The organism is Curtobacterium sp. MCBD17_003 (assembly GCF_003234885.2).
In the GTDB taxonomy this organism is placed as follows: Bacteria; Actinomycetota; Actinomycetes; order Actinomycetales; family Microbacteriaceae; genus Curtobacterium.
In genome coordinates, this window is record NZ_CP126275.1 from 312301 (window position 1) to 332806 (window position 20506).

27 protein-coding genes are annotated in these 20506 nt (G+C 70.3%); 24 read left to right on the plus strand and 3 right to left on the minus strand.

All coding sequences use genetic code 11. The features are described from left to right. The first annotated feature begins 2 nt into the window (after positions 1–2). The 15 genes from rplP (at position 3) to map (ending at position 8129) form a co-directional block, all read left to right on the plus strand. Positions 3–422 (plus strand): 50S ribosomal protein L16, encoded by a 420-nt coding sequence (rplP, locus tag DEI88_RS01560; RefSeq protein ID WP_111009840.1) that lies wholly within the window; start codon positions 3–5, stop codon positions 420–422. Continuing rightward, positions 422–760 (plus strand): 50S ribosomal protein L29, encoded by a 339-nt coding sequence (gene rpmC / locus DEI88_RS01565; protein ID WP_111009839.1) that lies wholly within the window; start codon positions 422–424, stop codon positions 758–760. Before rplP ends, rpmC begins: the two co-directional genes overlap by 1 nt. Next, on the plus strand, positions 760–1056 hold the full coding sequence (gene rpsQ / locus DEI88_RS01570; RefSeq protein ID WP_111012128.1) for a 30S ribosomal protein S17: 297 nt from the start codon (positions 760–762) through the stop codon (positions 1054–1056). Before rpmC ends, rpsQ begins: the two co-directional genes overlap by 1 nt. Before the next feature lie 34 nt (positions 1057–1090). Then, positions 1091–1459 (plus strand): 50S ribosomal protein L14, encoded by a 369-nt coding sequence (gene rplN, locus DEI88_RS01575; RefSeq protein WP_066517778.1) that lies wholly within the window; start codon positions 1091–1093, stop codon positions 1457–1459. A gap of 2 nt (positions 1460–1461) precedes the next feature. Next, on the plus strand, positions 1462–1821 hold the full coding sequence (gene rplX / locus DEI88_RS01580; RefSeq protein WP_111009837.1) for a 50S ribosomal protein L24: 360 nt from the start codon (positions 1462–1464) through the stop codon (positions 1819–1821). Beyond that, on the plus strand, positions 1821–2426 hold the full coding sequence (gene rplE, locus DEI88_RS01585) for a 50S ribosomal protein L5 (RefSeq protein ID WP_111036927.1): 606 nt from the start codon (positions 1821–1823) through the stop codon (positions 2424–2426). Before rplX ends, rplE begins: the two co-directional genes overlap by 1 nt. Positions 2427–2578: 152 nt before the next feature. Then, positions 2579–2977 (plus strand): 30S ribosomal protein S8, encoded by a 399-nt coding sequence (gene rpsH, locus DEI88_RS01590; protein ID WP_111009835.1) that lies wholly within the window; start codon positions 2579–2581, stop codon positions 2975–2977. A gap of 6 nt (positions 2978–2983) precedes the next feature. Continuing rightward, positions 2984–3520, plus strand: a complete 537-nt coding sequence (gene rplF, locus DEI88_RS01595) for a 50S ribosomal protein L6 (RefSeq protein ID WP_111009834.1) — start codon at positions 2984–2986, stop codon at positions 3518–3520. Between the two features lie 2 nt (positions 3521–3522). Beyond that, entirely contained in the window at positions 3523–3894 is a 372-nt protein-coding gene (rplR, locus tag DEI88_RS01600) for a 50S ribosomal protein L18 (RefSeq protein WP_111012131.1), read from the plus strand. Continuing rightward, on the plus strand, positions 3891–4604 hold the full coding sequence (rpsE, locus tag DEI88_RS01605) for a 30S ribosomal protein S5 (protein WP_111009832.1): 714 nt from the start codon (positions 3891–3893) through the stop codon (positions 4602–4604). The genes rplR and rpsE overlap by 4 nt, the downstream gene beginning before the upstream one ends. Further along, positions 4604–4792: a 50S ribosomal protein L30 gene (rpmD, locus tag DEI88_RS01610; RefSeq protein WP_111009831.1), complete on the plus strand. Its 189-nt coding sequence runs from the start codon at positions 4604–4606 to the stop codon at positions 4790–4792. The genes rpsE and rpmD overlap by 1 nt, the downstream gene beginning before the upstream one ends. Beyond that, on the plus strand, positions 4789–5280 hold the full coding sequence (gene rplO / locus DEI88_RS01615; RefSeq protein ID WP_111009830.1) for a 50S ribosomal protein L15: 492 nt from the start codon (positions 4789–4791) through the stop codon (positions 5278–5280). The genes rpmD and rplO overlap by 4 nt, the downstream gene beginning before the upstream one ends. Positions 5281–5380: 100 nt before the next feature. Then, a complete protein-coding gene (gene secY, locus DEI88_RS01620; protein ID WP_111012132.1) occupies positions 5381–6703 on the plus strand; it encodes a preprotein translocase subunit SecY in 1323 nt (440 codons plus the stop codon). After that, entirely contained in the window at positions 6700–7293 is a 594-nt protein-coding gene (locus DEI88_RS01625) for an adenylate kinase (protein WP_181435195.1), read from the plus strand. Before secY ends, DEI88_RS01625 begins: the two co-directional genes overlap by 4 nt. Before the next feature lie 2 nt (positions 7294–7295). Continuing rightward, positions 7296–8129: a type I methionyl aminopeptidase gene (map, locus tag DEI88_RS01630; RefSeq protein WP_111072189.1), complete on the plus strand. Its 834-nt coding sequence runs from the start codon at positions 7296–7298 to the stop codon at positions 8127–8129. A gap of 255 nt (positions 8130–8384) precedes the next feature. On the opposite strand, the gene DEI88_RS01635 is transcribed toward map, so the two are convergent. After that, on the minus strand, positions 8385–9692 hold the full coding sequence (locus DEI88_RS01635; RefSeq protein ID WP_258372050.1) for an LCP family protein: 1308 nt from the start codon (positions 9690–9692) through the stop codon (positions 8385–8387). A 398-nt stretch (positions 9693–10090) separates the two neighbouring features. On the opposite strand from DEI88_RS01635, the gene infA reads away from it, so the two are divergent. From infA to DEI88_RS01670, 7 genes are all read left to right on the plus strand, one after another. Further along, positions 10091–10312: a translation initiation factor IF-1 gene (infA, locus tag DEI88_RS01640; RefSeq protein WP_017885509.1), complete on the plus strand. Its 222-nt coding sequence runs from the start codon at positions 10091–10093 to the stop codon at positions 10310–10312. A 67-nt stretch (positions 10313–10379) separates the two neighbouring features. Next, a complete protein-coding gene (gene rpmJ / locus DEI88_RS01645) occupies positions 10380–10496 on the plus strand; it encodes a 50S ribosomal protein L36 (protein WP_066517823.1) in 117 nt (38 codons plus the stop codon). A gap of 203 nt (positions 10497–10699) precedes the next feature. Then, on the plus strand, positions 10700–11074 hold the full coding sequence (gene rpsM / locus DEI88_RS01650) for a 30S ribosomal protein S13 (RefSeq protein WP_111009826.1): 375 nt from the start codon (positions 10700–10702) through the stop codon (positions 11072–11074). A gap of 9 nt (positions 11075–11083) precedes the next feature. Further along, a complete protein-coding gene (rpsK, locus tag DEI88_RS01655; RefSeq protein ID WP_055950867.1) occupies positions 11084–11482 on the plus strand; it encodes a 30S ribosomal protein S11 in 399 nt (132 codons plus the stop codon). Positions 11483–11669: 187 nt separating this feature from the next. Next, on the plus strand, positions 11670–12662 hold the full coding sequence (locus tag DEI88_RS01660) for a DNA-directed RNA polymerase subunit alpha (protein WP_111009825.1): 993 nt from the start codon (positions 11670–11672) through the stop codon (positions 12660–12662). Positions 12663–12724: 62 nt separating this feature from the next. Beyond that, entirely contained in the window at positions 12725–13381 is a 657-nt protein-coding gene (gene rplQ, locus DEI88_RS01665; protein WP_111027361.1) for a 50S ribosomal protein L17, read from the plus strand. Positions 13382–13474: 93 nt separating this feature from the next. After that, positions 13475–16735 carry an AfsR/SARP family transcriptional regulator gene (locus tag DEI88_RS01670; protein ID WP_111072190.1) on the plus strand — a complete coding sequence of 1087 codons (3261 nt, stop codon included), beginning with the start codon at positions 13475–13477 and terminating at the stop codon, positions 16733–16735. Here DEI88_RS01670 and DEI88_RS01675 read toward each other — a convergent pair. Together DEI88_RS01675 and DEI88_RS01680 are read right to left on the minus strand one after the other, a co-directional pair. After that, a complete protein-coding gene (locus DEI88_RS01675; protein WP_111027359.1) occupies positions 16717–17538 on the minus strand; it encodes an ABC transporter permease in 822 nt (273 codons plus the stop codon). The genes DEI88_RS01670 and DEI88_RS01675 overlap by 19 nt on opposite strands. After that, positions 17535–18536, minus strand: a complete 1002-nt coding sequence (locus tag DEI88_RS01680; protein ID WP_111009821.1) for an ATP-binding cassette domain-containing protein — start codon at positions 18534–18536, stop codon at positions 17535–17537. Before DEI88_RS01680 ends, DEI88_RS01675 begins: the two co-directional genes overlap by 4 nt. Before the next feature lie 87 nt (positions 18537–18623). On the opposite strand from DEI88_RS01680, the gene truA reads away from it, so the two are divergent. Beyond that, entirely contained in the window at positions 18624–19619 is a 996-nt protein-coding gene (gene truA, locus DEI88_RS01685; protein ID WP_258369898.1) for a tRNA pseudouridine(38-40) synthase TruA, read from the plus strand. Continuing rightward, positions 19616–20362, plus strand: a complete 747-nt coding sequence (locus DEI88_RS01690; protein WP_111036917.1) for an MBL fold metallo-hydrolase — start codon at positions 19616–19618, stop codon at positions 20360–20362. The genes truA and DEI88_RS01690 overlap by 4 nt, the downstream gene beginning before the upstream one ends. Positions 20363–20506 lie beyond the last annotated feature (144 nt).

Here is a 20506-nt window from a genome sequence, read left to right on the forward strand (position 1 = left end):
CCATGCTTATCCCCCGTCGAGTCAAGCACCGCAAGCAGCACCACCCCACGCGTCGCGGCCAGGCGACCGGCGGCACCAAGGTGTCGTTCGGTGACTTCGGTATCCAGGCCCTGACCCCCGCCTACGTGACGAACCGCCAGATCGAGTCCGCTCGTATCGCCATGACGCGTCACATCAAGCGTGGCGGCAAGGTGTGGATCAACATCTACCCGGACCGTCCGCTCACGAAGAAGCCCGCCGAGACCCGCATGGGTTCCGGTAAGGGTTCGCCCGAGTGGTGGGTCGCGAACGTCAAGCCGGGACGCGTGCTCTTCGAGCTCTCCGGCGTGAGCGAGGACATCGCCCGCGAGGCGATGACCCGTGCAATCCACAAGCTGCCCCTCAAGGCACGCATCATCAAGCGCGAGGAGGGCGACGCATAATGGCGATCGGTTCCAAGGAGCTCCGTCCGTCGGAGCTCGACACCTTCGAGGACGAGCGTCTCGCTGACGAGCTGAAGAAGGCCAAGGAAGAGCTGTTCAACCTGCGCTTCCAGTCGGCCACCGGCCAGCTCGAGAGCCACGGCCGCCTCCGTGCCGTCAAGCGCGACATCGCCCGCATCTACACGGTGCTGCGCGAGCGCGAGCTCGGCATCCGTGCCACCCCGACCCCGGTCGAGGCGAGCACCACCACGACCAAGAAGTCGTCCCGCAAGAAGGCCGACGCGGCCGAGGCCACGACGACCGACACCGCTGCATCGACCAGCACCGAGGAGAAGTGATGGCCACCGAGAAGCAGGCCACCGAGGTCGACGCCGCGACCACCGCGCGCGGCTACCGCAAGACGCGTCGTGGCTACGTCACGAGCGACAAGATGGACAAGACGATCGTCGTCGAGGTCGAGGACCGCGTGAAGCACCCCCTCTACGGCAAGGTCATCCGTCGCACCTCCAAGGTGAAGGCCCACGACGAGCAGGGCACCGCCGGCATCGGCGACCTGGTCCTCATCAGCGAGACCCGTCCCCTCAGCGCCACCAAGCGCTGGCGCCTGGTCGAGATCCTCGAGAAGGCCAAGTAAGCCCCCGGGCCTACTTGCGGAATAGGAGACAGCAGTGATTCAGCAGGAATCCCGCCTGAAGGTCGCCGACAACACCGGAGCCAAGGAGATCTTGGCCATCCGCGTGCTCGGTGGCTCGGGTCGTCGCTATGCCGGCCTCGGTGACGTGATCGTCGCGACCGTGAAGGACGCGATCCCGGGCGGCAACGTCAAGAAGGGTGACGTCGTCAAGGCCGTCATCGTTCGCACCAAGAAGGAGACCCGTCGTCAGGACGGCTCCTACATCAAGTTCGACGAGAACGCCGCGGTGATCCTCAAGGCGGACGGCGACCCCCGGGGCACCCGCATCTTCGGGCCGGTCGGTCGCGAGCTCCGCGACAAGAAGTTCATGAAGATCATCTCGCTGGCACCGGAGGTCATCTAGTCATGGCGAACATCAAGAAGGGCGACCTGGTCCAGGTGATCTCGGGCCCGTCGCAGGCGCGCGGTGGCGACCGCGGCAAGCAGGGCAAGGTCATCGAGGTGCTCCCCGACGAGCAGCGTGTCGTCGTCGAGGGCGTGAACTTCGTCAAGAAGCACGTCCGCGTCGGTCAGACCCAGCGCGGCTCGAAGACCGGTGGCATCGAGACCCACGAGGCCCCGATCCACGTGTCCAACGTGGCCGTGGTCGACCCGAAGACCAAGAAGCCGACCCGTGTCGGTCACCGCACCGAGACGGTCGAGAAGGACGGCGTCACCAAGACCGTCCGCGTCCGTTACGCCAAGAAGTCGGGGGAGGACCTCTGATGAGCGACACCACTACGGCGCCGGCCGAGGCCGCGTCCAGCGAGAAGGTCCAGCCGCGGCTGAAGCAGAAGTACAAGAACGAGATCGCCGCGGCGCTCACCGAGCAGTTCGGCTACACGAACGTCCACCAGGTCCCCGGCCTGGTCAAGGTCGTCGTGAACACCGGTGTCGGCGAGGCCGCTCGTGACTCGAAGGTCATCGACGGTGCGGTGCGCGACCTCACGGCCATCACCGGCCAGAAGCCGCAGGTCACGAAGGCCCGCAAGTCCATCGCGCAGTTCAAGCTGCGCGAGGGCCAGCCCATCGGCGCGCACGTCACCCTCCGCGGTGACCGCGCGTGGGAGTTCCTCGACCGCCTGCTGTCGCTGGCACTGCCCCGCATCCGCGACTTCCGCGGTCTGAGCGACCGCCAGTTCGACGGCAACGGCAACTACACCTTCGGTCTCACGGAGCAGAGCGTGTTCCACGAGATCGACCAGGACCGCATCGACCGCGTCCGTGGCTTCGACATCACCGTCGTCACCACGGCCAAGACGGACGACGAGGGCCGCGCGCTGCTCCGCCAGCTCGGTTTCCCGTTCCGTTCCAGCGAGCAGACGGTCTAAGATCGTTCGGACGGCCGGGCCGGAGGGGCGCTCCCTCCGGCCCGCCGCACGAGCACCGAGACGTCGGGGAATCGCCCTGACGTCGCCCGATCACACAGGTCGGCATCCGTGGAACGGGTGTCGAAACCGGGTGAGAACAGGATGAACCAACCATGACGATGACCGATCCGGTCGCAGACATGCTGACGAGATTGCGCAACGCGAACTCGGCGCACCACGACGCCGTCTCGCTGCCCAGCTCGAAGCTGAAGACCCACATCGCCGAGATCCTCAAGCGCGAGGGTTACATCAGCGAGTGGCGTGTGGAGGATGCCCGCGTGGGGCAGACCCTCACCATCGACCTCAAGTACGGCCCCGAGCGCGAGCGCTCCATCGCCGGCATCAAGCGCGTCTCCAAGCCCGGTCTCCGGGTCTACGCCAAGTCGACGGAGATCCCCCAGGTCCTCGGTGGCCTCGGCGTGGCGATCCTGTCGACTTCCTCGGGTCTCCTCACGGACCGCGAGGCCGAGCAGAAGGGCGTGGGTGGGGAAGTCCTCGCCTACGTGTGGTGATCGACCATGTCTCGTATCGGACGTCTTCCCATCGACATCCCCGCCGGCGTCACCGTGACGGTCGACGGCGCGAACGTCGCCGTCAAGGGGCCGAAGGGTGAGCTCGCGCTCACCGTCGCCAGCCCCATCGCGGTCGCGATCGAGGACAACCAGATCCTCGTCACCCGTCCGGACGACGAGCGCACCTCGCGCTCGCTGCACGGCCTGACCCGGACGCTGATCGCCAACCAGATCACCGGCGTGACCCAGGGCTACTCCAAGGGCCTCGAGGTCGTCGGGACCGGCTACCGCGTCCAGGCACGCGGCACGAGCGTCGAGTTCGCACTCGGCTACTCGCACCCCATCACGGTCGAGCCGCCCGCGGGCATCAGCTTCACCGTCGAGGGCAACAACCGACTCACCGTGAACGGCATCGACAAGCAGGCCGTCGGTGAGGTCGCCGCAAACATCCGCAAGCTTCGCAAGCCCGAGCCGTACAAGGGCAAGGGCGTTCGCTACGCCGGCGAGGTCGTCCGCCGCAAGGCCGGAAAGTCAGGTAAGTGATCATGGCTCTCGGAACTCGAGGAGCGAGCAAGTCGGCCGCCAAGGCGCGCCGTCACACCCGCCTCCGCAAGAAGATCACCGGCACCGAGACGCGTCCGCGTCTGGTCGTCACCCGCTCGTCGCGTCACGTGTTCGTGCAGGTCATCGACGACACCAAGGGCCACACCGTCGCCAGCGCGTCGACCATGGAGGCGGACCTCCGCAGCCTGGACGGCGACAAGACCGCGAAGTCGCGTCGCGTCGGCGAGCTCGTCGCCGAGCGCGCGAAGGCCGCGGGTGTCGAGGCGGTCGTGTTCGACCGCGGTGGCAGCAAGTACGCCGGTCGCGTCGCCGCGATCGCCGAAGGCGCCCGTGAAGGAGGGCTGAACCTGTGAGCGACACCGCGAGCAGCACCAATCAGGAAGCACCGGTCGAGAAGCCGGTCGAGACCGCAGCCGGCTCCGCGTCGGCGAACCGCGAGAACACGGGCCCCGAGCGCGGACGCCGTGGTGGGGGTCGTGACCGCCAGCAGGGTGGTCGCGGCGACCGCAACAACCGCGCCGCCGAGAGCCAGTTCCTCGAGCGCGTCGTGACGATCAACCGTGTGTCGAAGGTCGTCAAGGGCGGTCGTCGCTTCAGCTTCACCGCGCTCGTCGTGGTGGGTGATGGCAACGGACTCGTCGGCGTCGGCTACGGCAAGGCCCGCGAGGTCCCGACCGCGATCTCCAAGGGCGTCGAGGAGGCGAAGAAGAACTTCTTCCGCGTCCCGCGCGTCGGCAACACGATCCCGCACCCCGTGCAGGGTGAGGCCGCCGCTGGCGTCGTGCTCCTCCGCCCGGCCGCTGCGGGTACCGGCGTCATCGCCGGTGGTCCGGTGCGCGCCGTCCTGGAGTGCGCCGGCATCCACGACGTCCTGAGCAAGTCGCTCGGGTCGTCCAACACCATCAACATCGTGCACGCCACCGTCACGGCGCTGCAGCAGCTCGAGGAGCCCCGTGCGGTCGCCAGCCGCCGTGGCCTCGACGTCGACCGGGTCGTCCCGGGTCGTCTGCTGCGTGCCGAGGCCGCGGCCCGCACGGCTGCGACCGAGAAGGCAGGTGCCTGATGGCCGGCAAGATCAAGGTCACCCAGATCAAGTCCGTTATCAGCGAGAAGCAGTACCAGCGCGAGACCCTGCGCAGCCTGGGCCTCAAGCGCATCGGCCAGTCGGTCGAGCGTGAGGACAACGCCCAGAACCGCGGGTACGTCGCGACGGTCGCGCACCTCGTGAAGGTCGAGGAGATCAACGCATGAGCGACGAAACCCCCAAGGCCGGACAGGCCGGCAACACCGAGGGCCGCGTGCAGGTCCTCAAGGTCCACCACCTCCGTCCCGCTGCTGGCTCGAAGAAGGACCGGACCCGCGTCGGACGCGGTGAGGGCTCGAAGGGCAAGACGGCCGGACGTGGCACCAAGGGCACGAAGGCCCGCTACTCGGTCAAGGCCGGGTTCGAGGGTGGGCAGATGCCGCTGCACATGCGCACCCCGAAGCTCCGCGGGTTCAAGAACCCGTTCCGCGTGGAGTACCAGGTCGTGAACCTCGACAAGCTCGGCGAGCTCTACCCGCAGGGCGGTGACGTCACCGTGAGTGACCTCGTCGCCAAGGGTGCGGTCCGTAAGAACGAGAAGGTCAAGGTCCTCGGCCAGGGCGACATCAGCGTGGCGCTCAACATCACGGTCGACAAGGTCTCCGGCTCCGCCGAGGAAAAGATCGTGGCGGCGGGCGGCACCGTCTCCAAGTAGTACCTGACCGGCGGTCCGAGCACAGCTCGGGCCGCCGGTTCGGCATCGCTTGACGCGATCCGAGATGCTCGGGTCGCACTGAACGAAGTACGGAGAACTCGTGTTCAGAGCGGTCGCGCGGATCTTGCGCACCCCCGACCTTCGCAAGAAGATCGGCTTCACCCTCGCGATCATCGCGCTGTTCCGCCTGGGGTCCTACATCCCCGCGCCGTTCGTCGACTACGCCAGCGTGCAGTCGTGCCTCGCGAGCGCTTCATCCCAGGGGAGCCTGTACGGGCTCGTGAACCTGTTCTCCGGCGGCGCGCTGCTGAAGCTCTCGGTCTTCGCGCTCGGCATCATGCCGTACATCACGTCGTCGATCATCGTGCAGCTGCTGCGCGTCGTGATCCCGCACTTCGACGCCCTCTACAAGGAGGGCCAGGCGGGTCAGGCCAAGCTGACGCAGTACACGCGGTACCTCACGATCGCGCTCGGGGTCCTGCAGTCGACGACGCTCATCACGGTCGCGCGCTCGGGTGCCCTCTTCGGCACCTCGGCGTCGACCTCCTGCACGTCGATCATCTCGAACGACAGCTGGTACGCGATCCTCCTCATGGTGGTCACGCTGACGGCTGGCACCGGACTCATCATGTGGATGGGCGAGCTCGTCACCGAGCGCGGCGTCGGCAACGGTATGTCGCTCCTCATCTTCACGTCCATCGCGGCCCAGTTCCCGACCGCGCTCTGGGCCATCGAGCAGTCGCAGTCCTTCGAGCTCTTCCTCTTCGTGATCCTCGTCGGACTCGTGATCATGATGGCGGTCGTGTTCGTCGAGCAGTCGCAGCGCCGGATCCCGGTGCAGTACGCCAAGCGCATGGTCGGGCGTCGAACCTACGGTGGCAACAACACGTACATCCCGATCAAGGTGAACATGGCCGGTGTCGTGCCCGTCATCTTCGCGTCGTCGCTGCTCTACCTGCCGGCGCTGGTCGCACAGTTCAACCAGAAGTCCGACGGGACCGAGCCCGCGGCGTGGGTCACCTGGATCCAGAACAACCTGACCTCGGGCGACAACGCCTTCTACATGGTCCTCTACTTCCTCCTCATCGTCGGGTTCACGTACTTCTACGTCGCGATCACGTTCAACCCGGAAGAAGTCGCCGACAACATGAAGAAGTACGGCGGGTTCATCCCGGGGATCCGTGCCGGGCGTCCGACGGCGGAGTACCTCGACTACGTGCTCACACGGGTCACGCTCCCCGGCGCTCTCTACCTCGGCATCATCGCGCTCATCCCGCTCGCCGCACTCGCCTGGTTCGGCGCCAACCAGAACTTCCCGTTCGGTGGTGCCAGCCTGCTGATCATCGTCGGTGTGGGCCTCGAGACCGTGAAGCAGATCGACTCGCAGCTGCAGCAGCGCCACTACGAGGGACTCCTCCGATGAGCGCGCGGCTGATCATCGTGGGCCCGCCTGGTGCTGGCAAGGGCACCCAAGCAGGGCGGATCGCCGAGGCCTTCGGGATCCCGGCGATCTCGACGGGCGACATCTTCCGGCAGAACGTCCGTGACGAGACGCCGCTGGGCATCAGGGTCAAGGCGATCCTGGACGCCGGCGACTACGTGCCCGACAGCCTCACGAACGAGCTCATCGCCGATCGGCTCCGTCAGCCGGACGCCGAGCCGGGGTTCCTGCTCGATGGCTACCCCCGGACGACGGCGCAGGTGGAGTTCCTCGACGGGTTCCTCGCCGAGCAGGGGCAGGCCCTGGACGCGGTGGTGCAGCTCGTCGCCGACCGGGACGCCTTGGTCGACCGGCTCCGCAGGCGTGCGCTCGAGCAGGGTCGCAGCGACGACACCGAGGACGCCATCCGGCACCGGCAGGACGTCTACCTCGAGCAGACGGAGCCGATCGTTGCGGTGTACGCACAGCGGGGGCTCGTCATCGACGTCGACGGTCTCGGCGGTGTCGACGAGGTCGGTGACCGCATCGCCGACGCGCTCGCGACCCGCGGCCTCGGCCGCGCCGTCGCCTGACCGTGGCGCGGTTCCGCCGCCCGTCGCTCTACAAGTCGTCGGAGGAACTCCGGGCGATGGTCCGGCCGGGGCTCCTCACCGCCCAGGCACTGGACGCCGTCCGGTCGGCGCTGCGCGTCGGCATCACCACCGCTGACCTCGACGCGATCGCGGAGCGTGTCATCCTCGAGGGCGGTGGCGTCCCGAACTTCCAGCTGGTCCCCGGTTACCAGCACACCCTGTGCATCTCCGTCAACGACGAGATCGTGCACGGCATCCCCGGCGAACGGGTGATCGAAGCCGGCGACATCGTGTCCATCGACGCGGGCGCCGAGGTTGACGGCTGGAACGGCGACAGCGCCGTGACGGTCGTCGTGCCCGGGGGAGACCCGGAGCGGGCCGCGGCACGGACGATGCTCGCGGACGTCACCGAGCGGTCGATGTGGCGGGGGATCGCGGCTCTCGCGACGGCACGGAACCTCAACGAGATCGGCGCGAGCATCGAGGACGCGATCGACGAGACCGGCGCCTGGGGCATCGTGGAGGACTTCACGGGTCACGGCATCGGTCGTTCCATGCACGAAGATCCGCCGGTGTTCAACTACCGGGTGCGGGGCGGGGGTCCCGCGGTCCGTCCGGGGCTCGCGGTGGCCATCGAGCCGATGGTGACCGCCGGCACGATCGACAGCAGCACCGATGCGGACGGCTGGACCGTCCGCACGCTCGACGGCTCGGACGCCGCGCACTGGGAGCACAGCGTGGCGGTGCACGAAAACGGCATCTGGGTGCTCACCGCACCGGACGGCGGTGCCGCCGCCCTGGTACCGCTCGGGGTGCAGCCGCAGCCCATCGCGTGATCCAGCGGAGCGCGTGAACCAGCCGCAGTGCGGGAACCAGCGGCGTGGGTGAACCAGCCGCAGTGCGGGAACCAGCGGAGCGCGTGAACCAGCGGGCGACGCGACGTCACAGGCAACTCGACGCCCCGGTTCGTCTCGCCCGAGGCGGGAGCACGTCACGCCTCCCGAGCCGGGCGGGCGGGCTGTGCCGCGCCTCCCGATCGTGCGGAAGTCAGCGGCGGACCGGCGGGCGGCCCGCCCGGCCTGCGACCGCTGTCAGTTGCCGACCGAGCAGGTCTGCTCGGCGGCCGACTGTCCGGTGATCGTCGAGGGCAGCGGCGTCGCCGTCGCGCTCGGCGTGCTCGATGCCGAACTGCTCGCCGAGGACCCGGAGGAGGGTGCACTCGACGTCCCGCTGCTCGACGTCCCACTGCTCGACGACCCGGAGCTGCCGGTGCCGGAGGAAGACGCGCTGCCGGTCCCGCCCTCGGCCTCGGAGGCACGGCCGGTGCTCGAGTCGGTGAGGCTCGTCTTCGTGTCGTTCTGCAGCGCGACGTTGAGCGTGTGTGCGTCGCTCTGGGAGACGATCACGCGGTTCGTGTCGTAGGGATCGTCGGTCACCGGGTACTGGACGAACAGCATGTCCGCCGTGCTCATGCTCTTGAGGGTCGTGGCGAGTGACACGAGCGTCTGGGCCGAGGCGAGACCGTCGGACAAGGTCATGTTCGAGATCGCGGCGCGCGCGAGCTTGTACAGGGTCAGGGGATTCGACAGCGTGCCGTTCGAGGTCACCTTGCGGAGCAGGGCGGACAGGAACACCTGCTGGGAGCTGATGCGCGCGAGGTCGCTGCCGTCGCCGACGCCGTGGCGGGTCCGGAGGAACTGGAGGGCCTGCGTGCCCTGGAGCGTGTGCGTCCCGGCCGACAGATGGAGGCCCGTGTAGCTGTCGTTGATCGAGTTCGCGACGCAGACCGAGACGCCGCCGACCGCGTTCGACATCTCGATGACGCCGTCGAAGGTGATGAGACCGGCGTACGGGATGGACAGGCCGGTCAGGTTCTCGACGGTGTCCACGACGCACGAGACACCCCCGTTGCCGAGCGCCGTGTTGATCTGCGCAGCGGAGGACGCCGGGTAGGACGTCCCCGTGTCCGGGTTCGTGCAGGCGGGGAGGGGCACGACGAGATCGCGGGGGAAGCTCACGGCGGTGAGCTGCGTGTGGTCGGCCGAGATGTGGATGAGGATCGTGACGTCGTTCCGCGCACCCTCGGTGTCGAGCGACTCCGCCTTCTGCCCCACGCGGGTGTCGCTGCCGATGAGCAGGATGTTCGCCCCGCCCTTCATCGCCGTGATGGAGGTCTTGTTGGCGCTCGCCTGGTCGTCGTCGCTGAGCTTGACCGTCGAGACGGATCCCGTGAGCGTCACCGCGGCGAAGGCCGTGACGGCGACGCTGCTGACGAGGGCGACACTGAGCACGGACGCGATGACGGTGAGCAGGGTCCGCCAGGAGCTCGGACGACGGAGCCGTCCGTGCCGGGCGATGCCGGGGCGACCGCGACGGCGGCGCAGCGGGGCGTCGGACACGAGGTGGACTCCGTTCGGTGGGCGCATCAGCGCGGGGCGTGGGCGGCATCGCGGGTGGCGGAGCGTCGCCGGGCGGAGGTGCGCGGCGGCACTCCCGTGGAGAACCGTACGATGGCGCTCCTGTCGCACTCCTGGAAATCGCCGGAGAACCCCTGAAGAGGGGTCGCTGACGGCGCGATCGCGGGTCGCGAACAGGACGCGCCGAGACCGGGCCGGACTTGGCAATCGTCCCGCTACCACATAAGATCGATCTTTGGTGTGTCATGCCGTTCGGCGTGGCGCAGGTGACCGCTCCGGTGGTCACCGGTTCGGTCTGCACATCCTGCCAGACCGGGCGCCGAACCCGCAGACCGGTTCGGATCACTCCCAGCGACAGCAACCCAAGCGACAGTGAGGCTATGGCCAAGAAAGACGGCGTCATCGAGATCGAGGGCTCGGTGCTCGAGGCTCTGCCCAACGCGATGTTCCGCGTTGAGCTGACCAACGGACACAAGGTCCTCGCGCACATCTCGGGGAAGATGCGTCAGCACTACATCCGCATCCTCCCGGAGGACCGCGTGATCGTGGAGCTCAGCCCGTACGACCTCACTCGCGGCCGGATCGTCTACCGCTACAAGTGATCCTCGCCGGAAAGGAACGGCCCGACGGCCCCGTCGGGTACGAAGCCAGCGAGATCGAGGAATCGACATGAAGGTCAACCCCAGCGTCAAGCCCATCTGTGAGCACTGCAAGGTGATCCGCCGGAAGGGCCGCGTCATGGTGATCTGCAAGAGCAACCCGCGCCACAAGCAGCGCCAGGGCTAGTCCCTCCGCCGCGGCCGGGTGCCGTGCGGGGTCGCCAGGCCCCGCACCGGCTCGACAGCGAACAGCTGAGCAGCACGCACAACTGAACATCGACAACGCAGTGCCAGAACCGATCGGCGACGAACCGACCGGGGACACCTCGGGGCGGAGGCCCGAGCACCGGTACTGCGCCACACCTCCACCGAAAACAGGAGCAGCCAGACATGGCACGTCTAGCAGGCGTCGACATCCCGCGCGAGAAGCGCGTGGAGATCGCACTCACGTACATCTACGGCGTCGGCCGTACCCGTTCCCTCCAGGCGCTCGCCGAGACCGGTATCTCGGGCGACATCCGCGTCAAGGACCTCACCGACGACCAGCTCGTCGCCCTCCGCGACTTCATCGAGGGCAACTTCAAGGTCGAGGGTGACCTCCGCCGTGAGGTGGCCGCCGACATCCGCCGCAAGGTCGAGATCGGCAGCTACGAGGGCCTCCGCCACCGTCGTGGTCTCCCGGTGCGTGGACAGCGCACCAAGACCAACGCGCGGACCCGCAAGGGCCCGAAGCGCACCGTGGCAGGCAAGAAGAAGGCCCGATAGGAGATCACCATGGCTACCCCCAAGACTGCTGCCCGCAAGCCGCGGCGCAAGGAGAAGAAGAACATCGCCGTGGGCCAGGCCCACATCAAGTCGACGTTCAACAACACGATCGTCAGCATCACCGACCCGTCGGGCGCCGTCCTGAGCTGGGCCTCGTCCGGTGCTGTCGGCTTCAAGGGCTCGCGCAAGTCCACGCCGTTCGCGGCGCAGCTCGCCGCCGAGTCGGCCGCCCGCCAGGCGCAGGAGCACGGCGTCAAGAAGGTCGACGTCTTCGTCAAGGGTCCGGGCTCGGGCCGCGAGACCGCGATCCGCTCGCTCCAGGCCGCCGGCCTCGAGGTGGGCTCGATCAACGACGTCACCCCGCAGGCGCACAACGGGTGCCGCCCGCCGAAGCGTCGTCGCGTCTGAGCTAGGAGCTCTCGGCCGCGACCGGACGCCCGCTCATCGAGCGGGGTCGACCGGTCGCGGCCATTCCTGGTCGTTCGATCGCGCACGTCGGTGCGCGTGATCACAACTCAACAGACCCGGCGAGGCCTCGGGCCCCGTCGTACCGCCAAGTGTCATATAGCGGACACTTCGCCGAAAGGAATCCACAGTGCTCATTGCACAGCGCCCCACCCTGACCGAGGAGCCGATCTCCGAGTTCCGCTCGCGGTTCATCATCGAGCCGCTCGAGCCGGGCTTCGGCTACACCCTCGGCAACTCGCTGCGCCGCACGCTCCTGTCCTCGATCCCCGGTGCCGCCGTCACCAGCATCCGCATCGACGGTGTGCTGCACGAGTTCAGCACCGTGCCGGGTGTCAAGGAGGACGTCACCGAGATCATCCTCAACATCAAGAACCTGGTCGTCTCGAGCGAGCACGACGAGCCCATCACGGCGTACCTCCGCAAGCAGGGCGCGGGCCAGGTCACGGCGGCGGACATCTCGGCTCCGGCCGGTGTCGAGATCCACAACTCGGACCTCGTCATCGCCACGTTGAACGACACCGCCCGGTTCGAGCTGGAGCTCACGATCGAGCGCGGTCGTGGGTACGTCTCGGCGACCCAGAACCGCTCCGAGTTCAGCGAGGCCGGTCAGATCCCGATCGACTCGATCTACTCGCCGGTCCTCAAGGTCACCTACCGGGTCGAGGCGACCCGTGCCGGTGAGCGCACGGACTTCGACCGTCTGGTCGTCGACGTCGAGTCGAAGCCGGCGATCACGCCTCGCGACGCCATCGCCTCCGCCGGCCGCACGCTGGTCGAGCTGTTCGGGCTCGCCCGCGAGCTCAACACGGCGGCCGAGGGCATCGAGATCGGCCCCGCGCCGGTCGACGCGGTGCTCTCGAACGAGCTGCAGACCCCGATCGAGGACCTCGACCTGTCGGTCCGCAGCTACAACTGCCTCAAGCGCGAGGGCATCAACACGGTCAGCGAGCTCGTCGCCCTCTCGGAGACGCAGCTCATGAACATCCGCAACTTCGGTCAGAAGTCGGTGGACGAGGTCAAGGACAAGCTCACCGAGCTCGGCCTGTCCCTCAAGGACACCGTTCCCGGATTCGACGGCGCCCACTTCTACAGCGGGTACGACGAGGACGAGTCCAACTGATCCCGTGCCGCTCCTGACGGAGCGCAGCACACCCACCCCCTTCCCACCACTGGAGAACTGACATGCCCAAGCCCACCAAGGGCCCCCGCCTCGGAGGCGGTCCCGCGCACGAGCGCCTGCTCCTGAGCAACCTCGCGAACGCGCTGTTCACGCACGGCCGCATCACCACGACCGAGACGAAGGCCAAGCGCCTCCGTCCCGTCGCGGAGCGTCTCGTGACGTTCGCGAAGCGTGGCGACCTGCACGCCCGCCGCAAGGTGATCAGCATCATCCGGGACAAGTCCGTCGTGCACACGCTCTTCACGGAGATCGCGCCGCAGATGGCCGACCGCCAGGGCGGTTACACCCGGATCACCAAGCTCGGCTTCCGCAAGGGCGACAACGCGCCCCTCGCGTCGATCGAGCTCGTGCTCGAGCCCGTCTCGGGCACGCCCGCTCCGGTGAACCGTCGCTCGAACCGTGCGTCCGGTTCGGCCGCAGCCGGGGCCGTGTCGACGACCGCCGCCGAGGAGGCCGCCACCGAGGAGACCACCGACGACGCCGCCGTCGCCGCGGAGACGACCGAGGCGACCGCGACCGACGCGACCGCGACCGACGCCGCTGAGGCCGAGAGCACGGACGCCGTCGCGGAGTCCGAGCCCGTCGCCGCCGAGGAGACGACCGACGCGGCCGCCGAGGTCGAGGCGGACGCCGCCAGCAAGGCCGACGAGACCGAGTAGGTCCTCGCCAGCACGCCACACGGAGGGCCTCCGCAGCGATCGCTGCGGAGGCCCTCCGTCGTCGGTGGGGCCCCCGGTCCCTAGACTCGACGCGTGACCGGTCAGCCACGCGTCGCCGTCCTCGGCCCGGTGCTCGTCGAGTCCCCGGCAGGGGACCTCGATCCGCTGCCCGGCGCGCTCGCCCGGACGTTCATCGCGGTCCTCGTGCTCGCCCGGGGCAACACCGCCACGACCGAGACGCTCATCGACGAGCTCTGGGGCGACACCCCGCCGAAGGGGGCGCGCGCCGCGCTGCAGACCCTGGTGTCGCGGGTACGGCGGTCGACCGTCGAGGGCGTCGTCGCGTCGACGGGCACCGGCTACCGGTTGGCCCTGGACCCGTCGGCGCTCGACCTGGGACGGGCCGAGCAGGTCGCCGGGCGGATCTCCGACGAACTCCGGACCGATCCAGCCGGCGCGGCCCGCCGGGCATCGGCCGTGCTGGCCACGTGGCGCGGTGAGCCGGGTGCGGACCTCGAGGGACCGGTCGCCGAGGAGCTCGCGGACCGGGCGGCGACCGTGCAGCGGACCCTGCGGCGCGCCCTGGCCCAGGCGCTCTCGGCGTGCGACGACCCCGACGGCGCGGCGCGGCTGTGGGAGCAGGAGGTCGTGGCCCACCCGTTCGACGAGGCTGCGGTCGCGGGGCACATGCGGGCACTCGTCGCGGCAGGACGGGGCGCCGAGGCCCTCACGGTGTTCGCAGGACACCGCGATCGCCTGGCCGAGGAGCTCGGCGCGGACCCGTCGGCGGACCTGGTGCGGCTCAACATCGAGATCCTCCGAGCGACGTCGACGTCGGCCCGGTCCGTGCGGCGCCTCGGTCTGCGCCGATCCCCGACCACGCTCATCGGCCGGGACGCCGAGGTGGAGGCCGTCGAGCGGCTCGTCGAGGAGGAGCGGCTGGTCACGGTCCTCGGTGCCGGAGGCCTCGGCAAGACCCGGCTCGCGCAGGAGGTCGCGGGGCGCACCGCGCCCGACGTCGCCGTCGTTGTCCTCGAGCTCGCCTCGCTCACGGACGGCGCGGACATCGTCCCCGCGCTCGGCGCGGTGCTCGGGATCGCGGAACTCCGCGCCGGACGGTCACTCCGGGACGTCGTGCTCGCGGACCTCCGGTCACGGGTCCTCCGGGCTCTCGGGGAAGCGCCGACCTTGCTCGTGCTCGACAACTGCGAACACGTCGTCGGGGAGGTCGCCGCACTCGTCGTCGACCTGCTCGGCGAGGTCCCGAGCCTCCGCGTGCTCACGACGTCACGTGCCCCGCTCGCGGTGCCGGGCGAGGTGGTCGCACCACTCCCGCCCCTGCCGGTCGAGGCCGACGGCGCCGCCGTCCGGCTGTTCACCGAGCGTGCCCGGGCCGCCCGGCCCGGCGCCGTGTTGCCGGTCGATGCGGTCCGTCGGATCTGCGCCCGGCTCGACGGCTCGCCGCTCGCGATCGAGCTGGCGGCGGCACGCGTCCGCGGCATGAGTGTCGACGAGATCGAGCGACGGCTCGACGACCGATTCGCCCTGCTCCGCGGAGGCGATCGGACCGCGCCCGAACGGCATCGGACGCTGCTCGCCGTGATCGAGTGGAGCTGGCGCCTCCTCGACGACGGCGCCCAGGACCTGTTGACCCGCTTGGCGCTGTTCCCGGACGGCGTCGCGGTGGAGGCGGTCGAGGCCGTCGTGCGCCCGGACCGGGTCGACACGGCGCTCGACGACCTCGCGGAGCTCGTCGAGCAGTCGCTCGTCCAGTTGACGGAGCGCGAGGGCGAGCCCGCACGCTACCGGTTGCTCGAGACGGTCCGGGAGTTCGGTGCCGCGCGGCTCACCGAGCGGGGTGCGACCGAGGACGTGCGCACGGTGATGATCCGGTGGGGCGCGGCACACGCCCTCGATCGGAACGTGCTCCTCGCCGGTCCCGGGCAGCGTCGCGTGTTCCGCGAGGTCGAACGCGAGGTCGACAACCTCGTCGCGCTCCTGCGGTGGTCGCTCGGCCGGGACGACCACAGGGCGATCGCGCCGATCGCCGCAGCGCTCGGGACCTACTGGTCACTCCGGGGCGTGCACGGGGAGGTCGTGGCGATCGCGCCCGACGTCGTCGCGGCGCTGGCGGGCGGCGCGCCCGACCCCGACCTGCTCCTGCCCACCGTCGTGGCCCTCACCGTCATGGGGGCGTCGTCGGCGTTCACCGACCTCCGGACGGCCGCCGTCGCCGTGTCCGCCTTGCGCCGACTGCGTCGGCAGCACGGTCCGACTGGAGTCCGCCTGGCGGATGCGCAAGCGGAGCTCTTCACCGCGATCGGACGCGCCGACCTCGCGATGGCGGCCCTCGCCCGCCTCCGCGACGACGACGACCCCGAGGTCGCGTGCTTCGCCCTGACGATCAGTGCGCCCCTGGCCGAGAACGCGGGCGACGTGGCGGACGCGCTCCGCTACGCCCGCCGGGCGGAGGCGCTCGCGAGCGCCCACGGCGACCTCTGGACGGCGGGAACGGCCGACGTGTCCCGCGTGCAGCTCCTCACCCAGACCGGGCACCCCGAGGAGGCACTGGTCGCCGCGGATCGCGCCCGGGAGCGACTGCAGTGGTTCGGCGCGGACGACGACCTCGCCGAGATCAGCTGGTCGATGGGCCTGGCTGCCGCCGCTGCCGGTCAGCCGGACCGGGCGCGCGCCGTCGCGGTCGACCTCGATCTGCCCCGACCGGGCGCCCGACTCGACGACGACGGACTCCAGTTCCGGACGCTCGCGTTCGCCGTCCGGGCGGAGGCCGCCCGCGCGGAGGGCGACGTGCAGACCGCGTTGGAGGAGTACGACCGCGGCTTCGCGTACGTCCGTGACCACATGAAGCAGGCACCGCAGTGGACGCTCATGGTCGCCGCGGCGCGCATCGCGATCGACCTGGAGGCCCGCGAGCGGGACGGGGGTGCACCGCGCCTCCCGGACGACGGCAGGGCGACGGAGGCGGCCCGGGTGGCCAAGGTCGGCGCGCTCGTCGCGATCCGCATCGGCGCGTGGTGGCTCGACCTGCCGGTCATCGGCGACGCGCTCATCGCGGTTGCCCTGTGGGGGGCCACCACGCAGCGCGTCGAACCGGGTCTCGTCGCGGCGATCTGGGGGACCGCCGTGCGCGTGGGAGCGCGGCAGGACCTCGCCGTGCTCCGATACGAGCGCGTCCGGGGCGTGCTCGCGCGGTGGACGGGACGGGCCGCCCTCGCGGACGCCGAGACGGCCTCGGCCGGTCTGGACCGGGCCGAGGCCGTCGCGCGGGCCCGAGCGCTGCTCGAGCAGGTCCGCGTCCCGCGGCGGGCGGAGGCTCAGGCCTTCCGCATGTAGGCGCGGACGGTCAAGGGGGCGAAGACCGCGACGACGACCGCGGCGCCGACGAGCGAGAGCACGAGGTCGCTGCCCACCTGCCCGTGGTTGACGAGGTCGCGCACGGCGGTGATGAGGTGCGAGATCGGGTTCACCTCGCTGAACCACCGGAGCCAGGACGGCAGCGTGTCGGCGGGGACGAACGCGTTCGACAGGAACGTCAGCGGGAACAGGACCATGTTCGAGATGCCCGAGACGCTCGACGCGGTGCGCGCGACGACACCGAAGAACGCGAACACCCAGCTGATCGCCCAGGCGACCACGACGACGAGGAGTCCCGCGGCGACGACCGACCCCAAACCGCCCTCGGGACGCAGGCCCATGCAGAACCCGACGACGAACGTGATGGTCGTCGCGATCGCGTAGCGGACCGTGTCGGCGAGCAGCGCTCCGGCGAGCGGGGCGATGCGGGCGATGGGCAGCGACTTGAACCGGTCGAACACGCCCTTGTCCATGTCCTCGCGGAGCTGGACGCCCGTGACGATCGACGAGGTGATGTTCGTCTGGACGAGGATGCCCGGGATGATGATCGGGAGGTAGGCCGTCACGCCGCCGGCGATGGCCCCGCCGAAGATGTACGTGAACATCACGGTGAAGATGATCGGCATGAGCGTGACGTCGAAGAGCTGCTCCGGCGTCCGACGCACCTTGATGAGCCCGCGGTACGCCATGGTGAGCGACTGTCGGACCGTGGCCCCGAGTCCCGAACCGCCGACGCCGGGGCGCGGGGTGACGGTGCGGGGTGTGCTGGTGATGGCGGTCATGCGAGGGTCCCTTCGAGGACGCGGTCGGTGTCGTCGGTCGGGTCGTCCTGCGCGACGCTCCGCCCGGTGATGGTGAGGAAGACCTCGTCGAGCGTCGGCTTCTGCACGCTCATCTCGGCGAGGGAGACGCCCGAGTCGCGGAGCGCGACGAGCAGGTCCGCGACGCGGTCCGGGTCGGCCATCGGTGCGGTGATGCGGGCGCCCTCGGGTGAGACGGCGGCGCCGGCCCCGAGGATCCGCTCGACGATCGCCTGCGCCGCGCCGAGCCGGGCGGCGTCCGCGAGCCGGAGCTGCAGGGAGGCGGTGCCCACCGATGCCTTGAGGTCGTCCGCCGTGCCCTCGGCGACGACGCGTCCACGGTCGATGACGGCGATGCGGTCGGCGAGCTGGTCGGCCTCGTCGAGGTACTGCGTGGTGAGGAGCACGGTCGATCCGGTCGCGACGAGCTCGCGGATCGTGTCCCACATCTGCGCACGCGTCCGGGGGTCCAGCCCGGTGGTCGGCTCGTCGAGGAAGATGAGTGGCGGTTGCGCGATGAGGCTCGCGGCGAGGTCGAGCCGCCGTCGCATCCCACCGGAGAACGCCTTGAGCGGGCGCTTCGCGGCCTCGGTCAGTCCGAAGCGCTCGAGGAGGTCCGAGGCCTTCGCCCGCGACTCGGCCCGACCGAGGCCGAGCAGTCGGGAGAAGATGACGAGGTTCTCGGTCGCGCTGAGCGTCTCGTCGACGGAGGCGTACTGCCCGGTCACGCCGATGAGCCGTCGGACCGCCTGGGCCTCGTGCCGCACGTCGTGTCCGAAGATGCGTGCCTCGCCCGCGTCGGGCTTGAGCAGCGTGGCGAGCATGCTGATGGTGGTGGTCTTGCCCGCGCCGTTCGGCCCGAGCACGCCGTACACGGTGCCCGCCTCGACCCGCAGGTCGACGCCGTCCACCGCACGGTTCTGCCCGAACGTCTTGACGAGGCCGGTCGCCTCGACGGCGAGCGTCGCCTGGTCGTTCATGGGGTGTCCTTTCGTTCGACGGTGCCCATGCTCCGGGCGGGCGCTGACGTGGCACTGACGTGGTGCTGACGCCGGTACCCTCGTCCCGTGACAGACGAGGCCGGCACCGTGCGTCTCCGGCTCGACATCGCCTACGACGGCAGCGGTTTCGCGGGATGGGCTCGGCAGCCGACCCTCCGGACGGTGCAGGGCGAACTCGAGTCCGCGCTCGAGACCGTGTTCCGGCGCTCCGGTCCGGCGCCCCGCCTCACGGTGGCGGGCCGGACGGACGCGGGCGTGCACGCGACGGGGCAGGTCGCCCACTGTGACCTCACCCCCGAACAGTGGGGAAGCCTCGCTCGGCCGCACCGCGGTGCGGCCGGCCGACCCCAGCGGCTGCCGACGGACGCCCTCCTGCACCGCCTGAACGGCATCGCGGGGCTCGACAGTGACGTCGTGGTGACGGCCGTCGCGGTCGCGCCGCCGGGGTTCGACGCCCGGTTCTCCCCGGTCTGGCGACGGTACGCGTACCGCGTCGCGGACCTCGGGGCACCGCGGGACCCGCTCCGCCGCGGCCACACGCTGTGGTACCCCACGCGCCTCGACGAGGGCGCGATGGAGACGGGCGCCCTGACGCTGCTCGGCCTGCACGACTTCGCCACGTTCTGCAAGCCGCGGGAAGGCGCCACCACCATCCGAACGCTCCAGGAGTTCCGATGGCACCGTGAGCCGGACGGCGTGCTCGTGGCGTCCCTCCAGGCCGACGCGTTCTGCCACAGCATGGTGCGGGCGATGGTGGGTGCGTCGCTCGCGGTCGGCGAGGGGCGGCTCGCGCCGCACCGGCTGGCGGAGCTGCGCGAGGACGCGGTGCGCACGAGCGCGTTCACGGTCGCCCCGGCGAAGGGGCTCGTCCTCACCGAGGTCGGCTACCCGCCCGACGACGAGCTCGCGGCCCGCGCGGAGCAGACCCGGGCCCGCCGCGACCAGGACGGGCACCGGTCGGAGGCCGACCAGGCTCGACAGGTCGCCATCAGCACCGCCGCGCCCACCGCCGTCCCGGAAGGCCCCGCAGGGTCGGGTGCGGTCGCGGAGCGACGCGCGTGAGCCGGCGCAGGCCCCGGGCCGTCGTCGCGGTCGCACCGGGCGTGGTGTTCGTCGAGGGACCCGTGTCGAACTGGGTCGTGCTCGCCGAGGAGGACGGGGTCGCCCTCGTCGACGCCGGGTACCCCGCCGACGCCGGACTCGTTCTCGACACCATCCGGTACGCGGGACACGACCCGGCCGACCTGCGCCGGGTGTACGTCACGCACGGGCACGTCGACCACATCGGTGGCCTCCCCGCGATCCTGGAGGCCCACCCCGGCGTGACCGTGCTGGCCCACGCCGACGAGGTCGCGGCCGTGCGCGGGCCCGAGCGGGACCAGGCGACGCTCGGCGACATCGGTGGCCGGATCGCGGCGCCGCGGGTGCTCGGCTGGGCCGCCCGTGCCGTCCGCTCGGGTGGCCTCGACCCCGTGACCGTGCCCCCGGTCCGCGCGTTCACGGCCCGCGACTTCGACGAGCGGGCCATCGCACCCCTGCCGGCACCCGGGCACACGCTCGGGTCGACGGCGTACCTGTTGCCCGCCGCGGACGCGCTCGTCACCGGCGACGCGGTCGTCACGCACCACGACGTGCAGCCCCGGTCGTGGTCGCCGCGGCCGCGGATGATCCCGGCCCTGTTCACCGCGGACACGGCCACGGCTGTCGAGTCGGCCGCGGCGCTGCCCCTGCCGGGGATCGTGCTGCCGGGCCACGGACCCGCCGTGCACCGGGTCGGTGACCGCTGGGTCCCGATCGGGCACTGAGTCCGTCGAGGTTTGACGGTACCGCGACGCTCCGGTAGTGTGGTCGATTGGTCTGCGCCTCGTGCGTCGGACCCGAAGTTGAGCCCTCCACCGGAGCGTTCGCCGGGCGTCGCCCCGCGGAACACCCCACCGGAGTGGGATTCA

Excerpts from the sequence above, each read along its gene's own strand:
- rplF (WP_111009834.1), top strand. The coding sequence starts at position 2,984 with ATGTCTCGTATCGGACGTCTTCCCATCGACATCCCCGCCGGCGTCACC.
- rplQ (WP_111027361.1), top strand. The coding sequence starts at position 12,725 with ATGCCCAAGCCCACCAAGGGCCCCCGCCTCGGAGGCGGTCCCGCGCAC.
- DEI88_RS01675 (WP_111027359.1), bottom strand. The coding sequence starts at position 17,538 with ATGACCGCCATCACCAGCACACCCCGCACCGTCACCCCGCGCCCCGGC.
- rpsH (WP_111009835.1), top strand. The coding sequence starts at position 2,579 with ATGACGATGACCGATCCGGTCGCAGACATGCTGACGAGATTGCGCAAC.
- rplE (WP_111036927.1), top strand. The coding sequence starts at position 1,821 with ATGAGCGACACCACTACGGCGCCGGCCGAGGCCGCGTCCAGCGAGAAG.
- rpsQ (WP_111012128.1), top strand. The coding sequence starts at position 760 with ATGGCCACCGAGAAGCAGGCCACCGAGGTCGACGCCGCGACCACCGCG.
- DEI88_RS01625 (WP_181435195.1), top strand. The coding sequence starts at position 6,700 with ATGAGCGCGCGGCTGATCATCGTGGGCCCGCCTGGTGCTGGCAAGGGC.
- rpmD (WP_111009831.1), top strand. The coding sequence starts at position 4,604 with ATGGCCGGCAAGATCAAGGTCACCCAGATCAAGTCCGTTATCAGCGAG.
- rplO (WP_111009830.1), top strand. The coding sequence starts at position 4,789 with ATGAGCGACGAAACCCCCAAGGCCGGACAGGCCGGCAACACCGAGGGC.
- infA (WP_017885509.1), top strand. The coding sequence starts at position 10,091 with ATGGCCAAGAAAGACGGCGTCATCGAGATCGAGGGCTCGGTGCTCGAG.
- DEI88_RS01680 (WP_111009821.1), bottom strand. The coding sequence starts at position 18,536 with ATGAACGACCAGGCGACGCTCGCCGTCGAGGCGACCGGCCTCGTCAAG.
- rpsK (WP_055950867.1), top strand. The coding sequence starts at position 11,084 with ATGGCTACCCCCAAGACTGCTGCCCGCAAGCCGCGGCGCAAGGAGAAG.
- rplX (WP_111009837.1), top strand. The coding sequence starts at position 1,462 with ATGGCGAACATCAAGAAGGGCGACCTGGTCCAGGTGATCTCGGGCCCG.
- rplR (WP_111012131.1), top strand. The coding sequence starts at position 3,523 with ATGGCTCTCGGAACTCGAGGAGCGAGCAAGTCGGCCGCCAAGGCGCGC.
- rplP (WP_111009840.1), top strand. The coding sequence starts at position 3 with ATGCTTATCCCCCGTCGAGTCAAGCACCGCAAGCAGCACCACCCCACG.
- rpmC (WP_111009839.1), top strand. The coding sequence starts at position 422 with ATGGCGATCGGTTCCAAGGAGCTCCGTCCGTCGGAGCTCGACACCTTC.
- rpmJ (WP_066517823.1), top strand. The coding sequence starts at position 10,380 with ATGAAGGTCAACCCCAGCGTCAAGCCCATCTGTGAGCACTGCAAGGTG.
- rpsM (WP_111009826.1), top strand. The coding sequence starts at position 10,700 with ATGGCACGTCTAGCAGGCGTCGACATCCCGCGCGAGAAGCGCGTGGAG.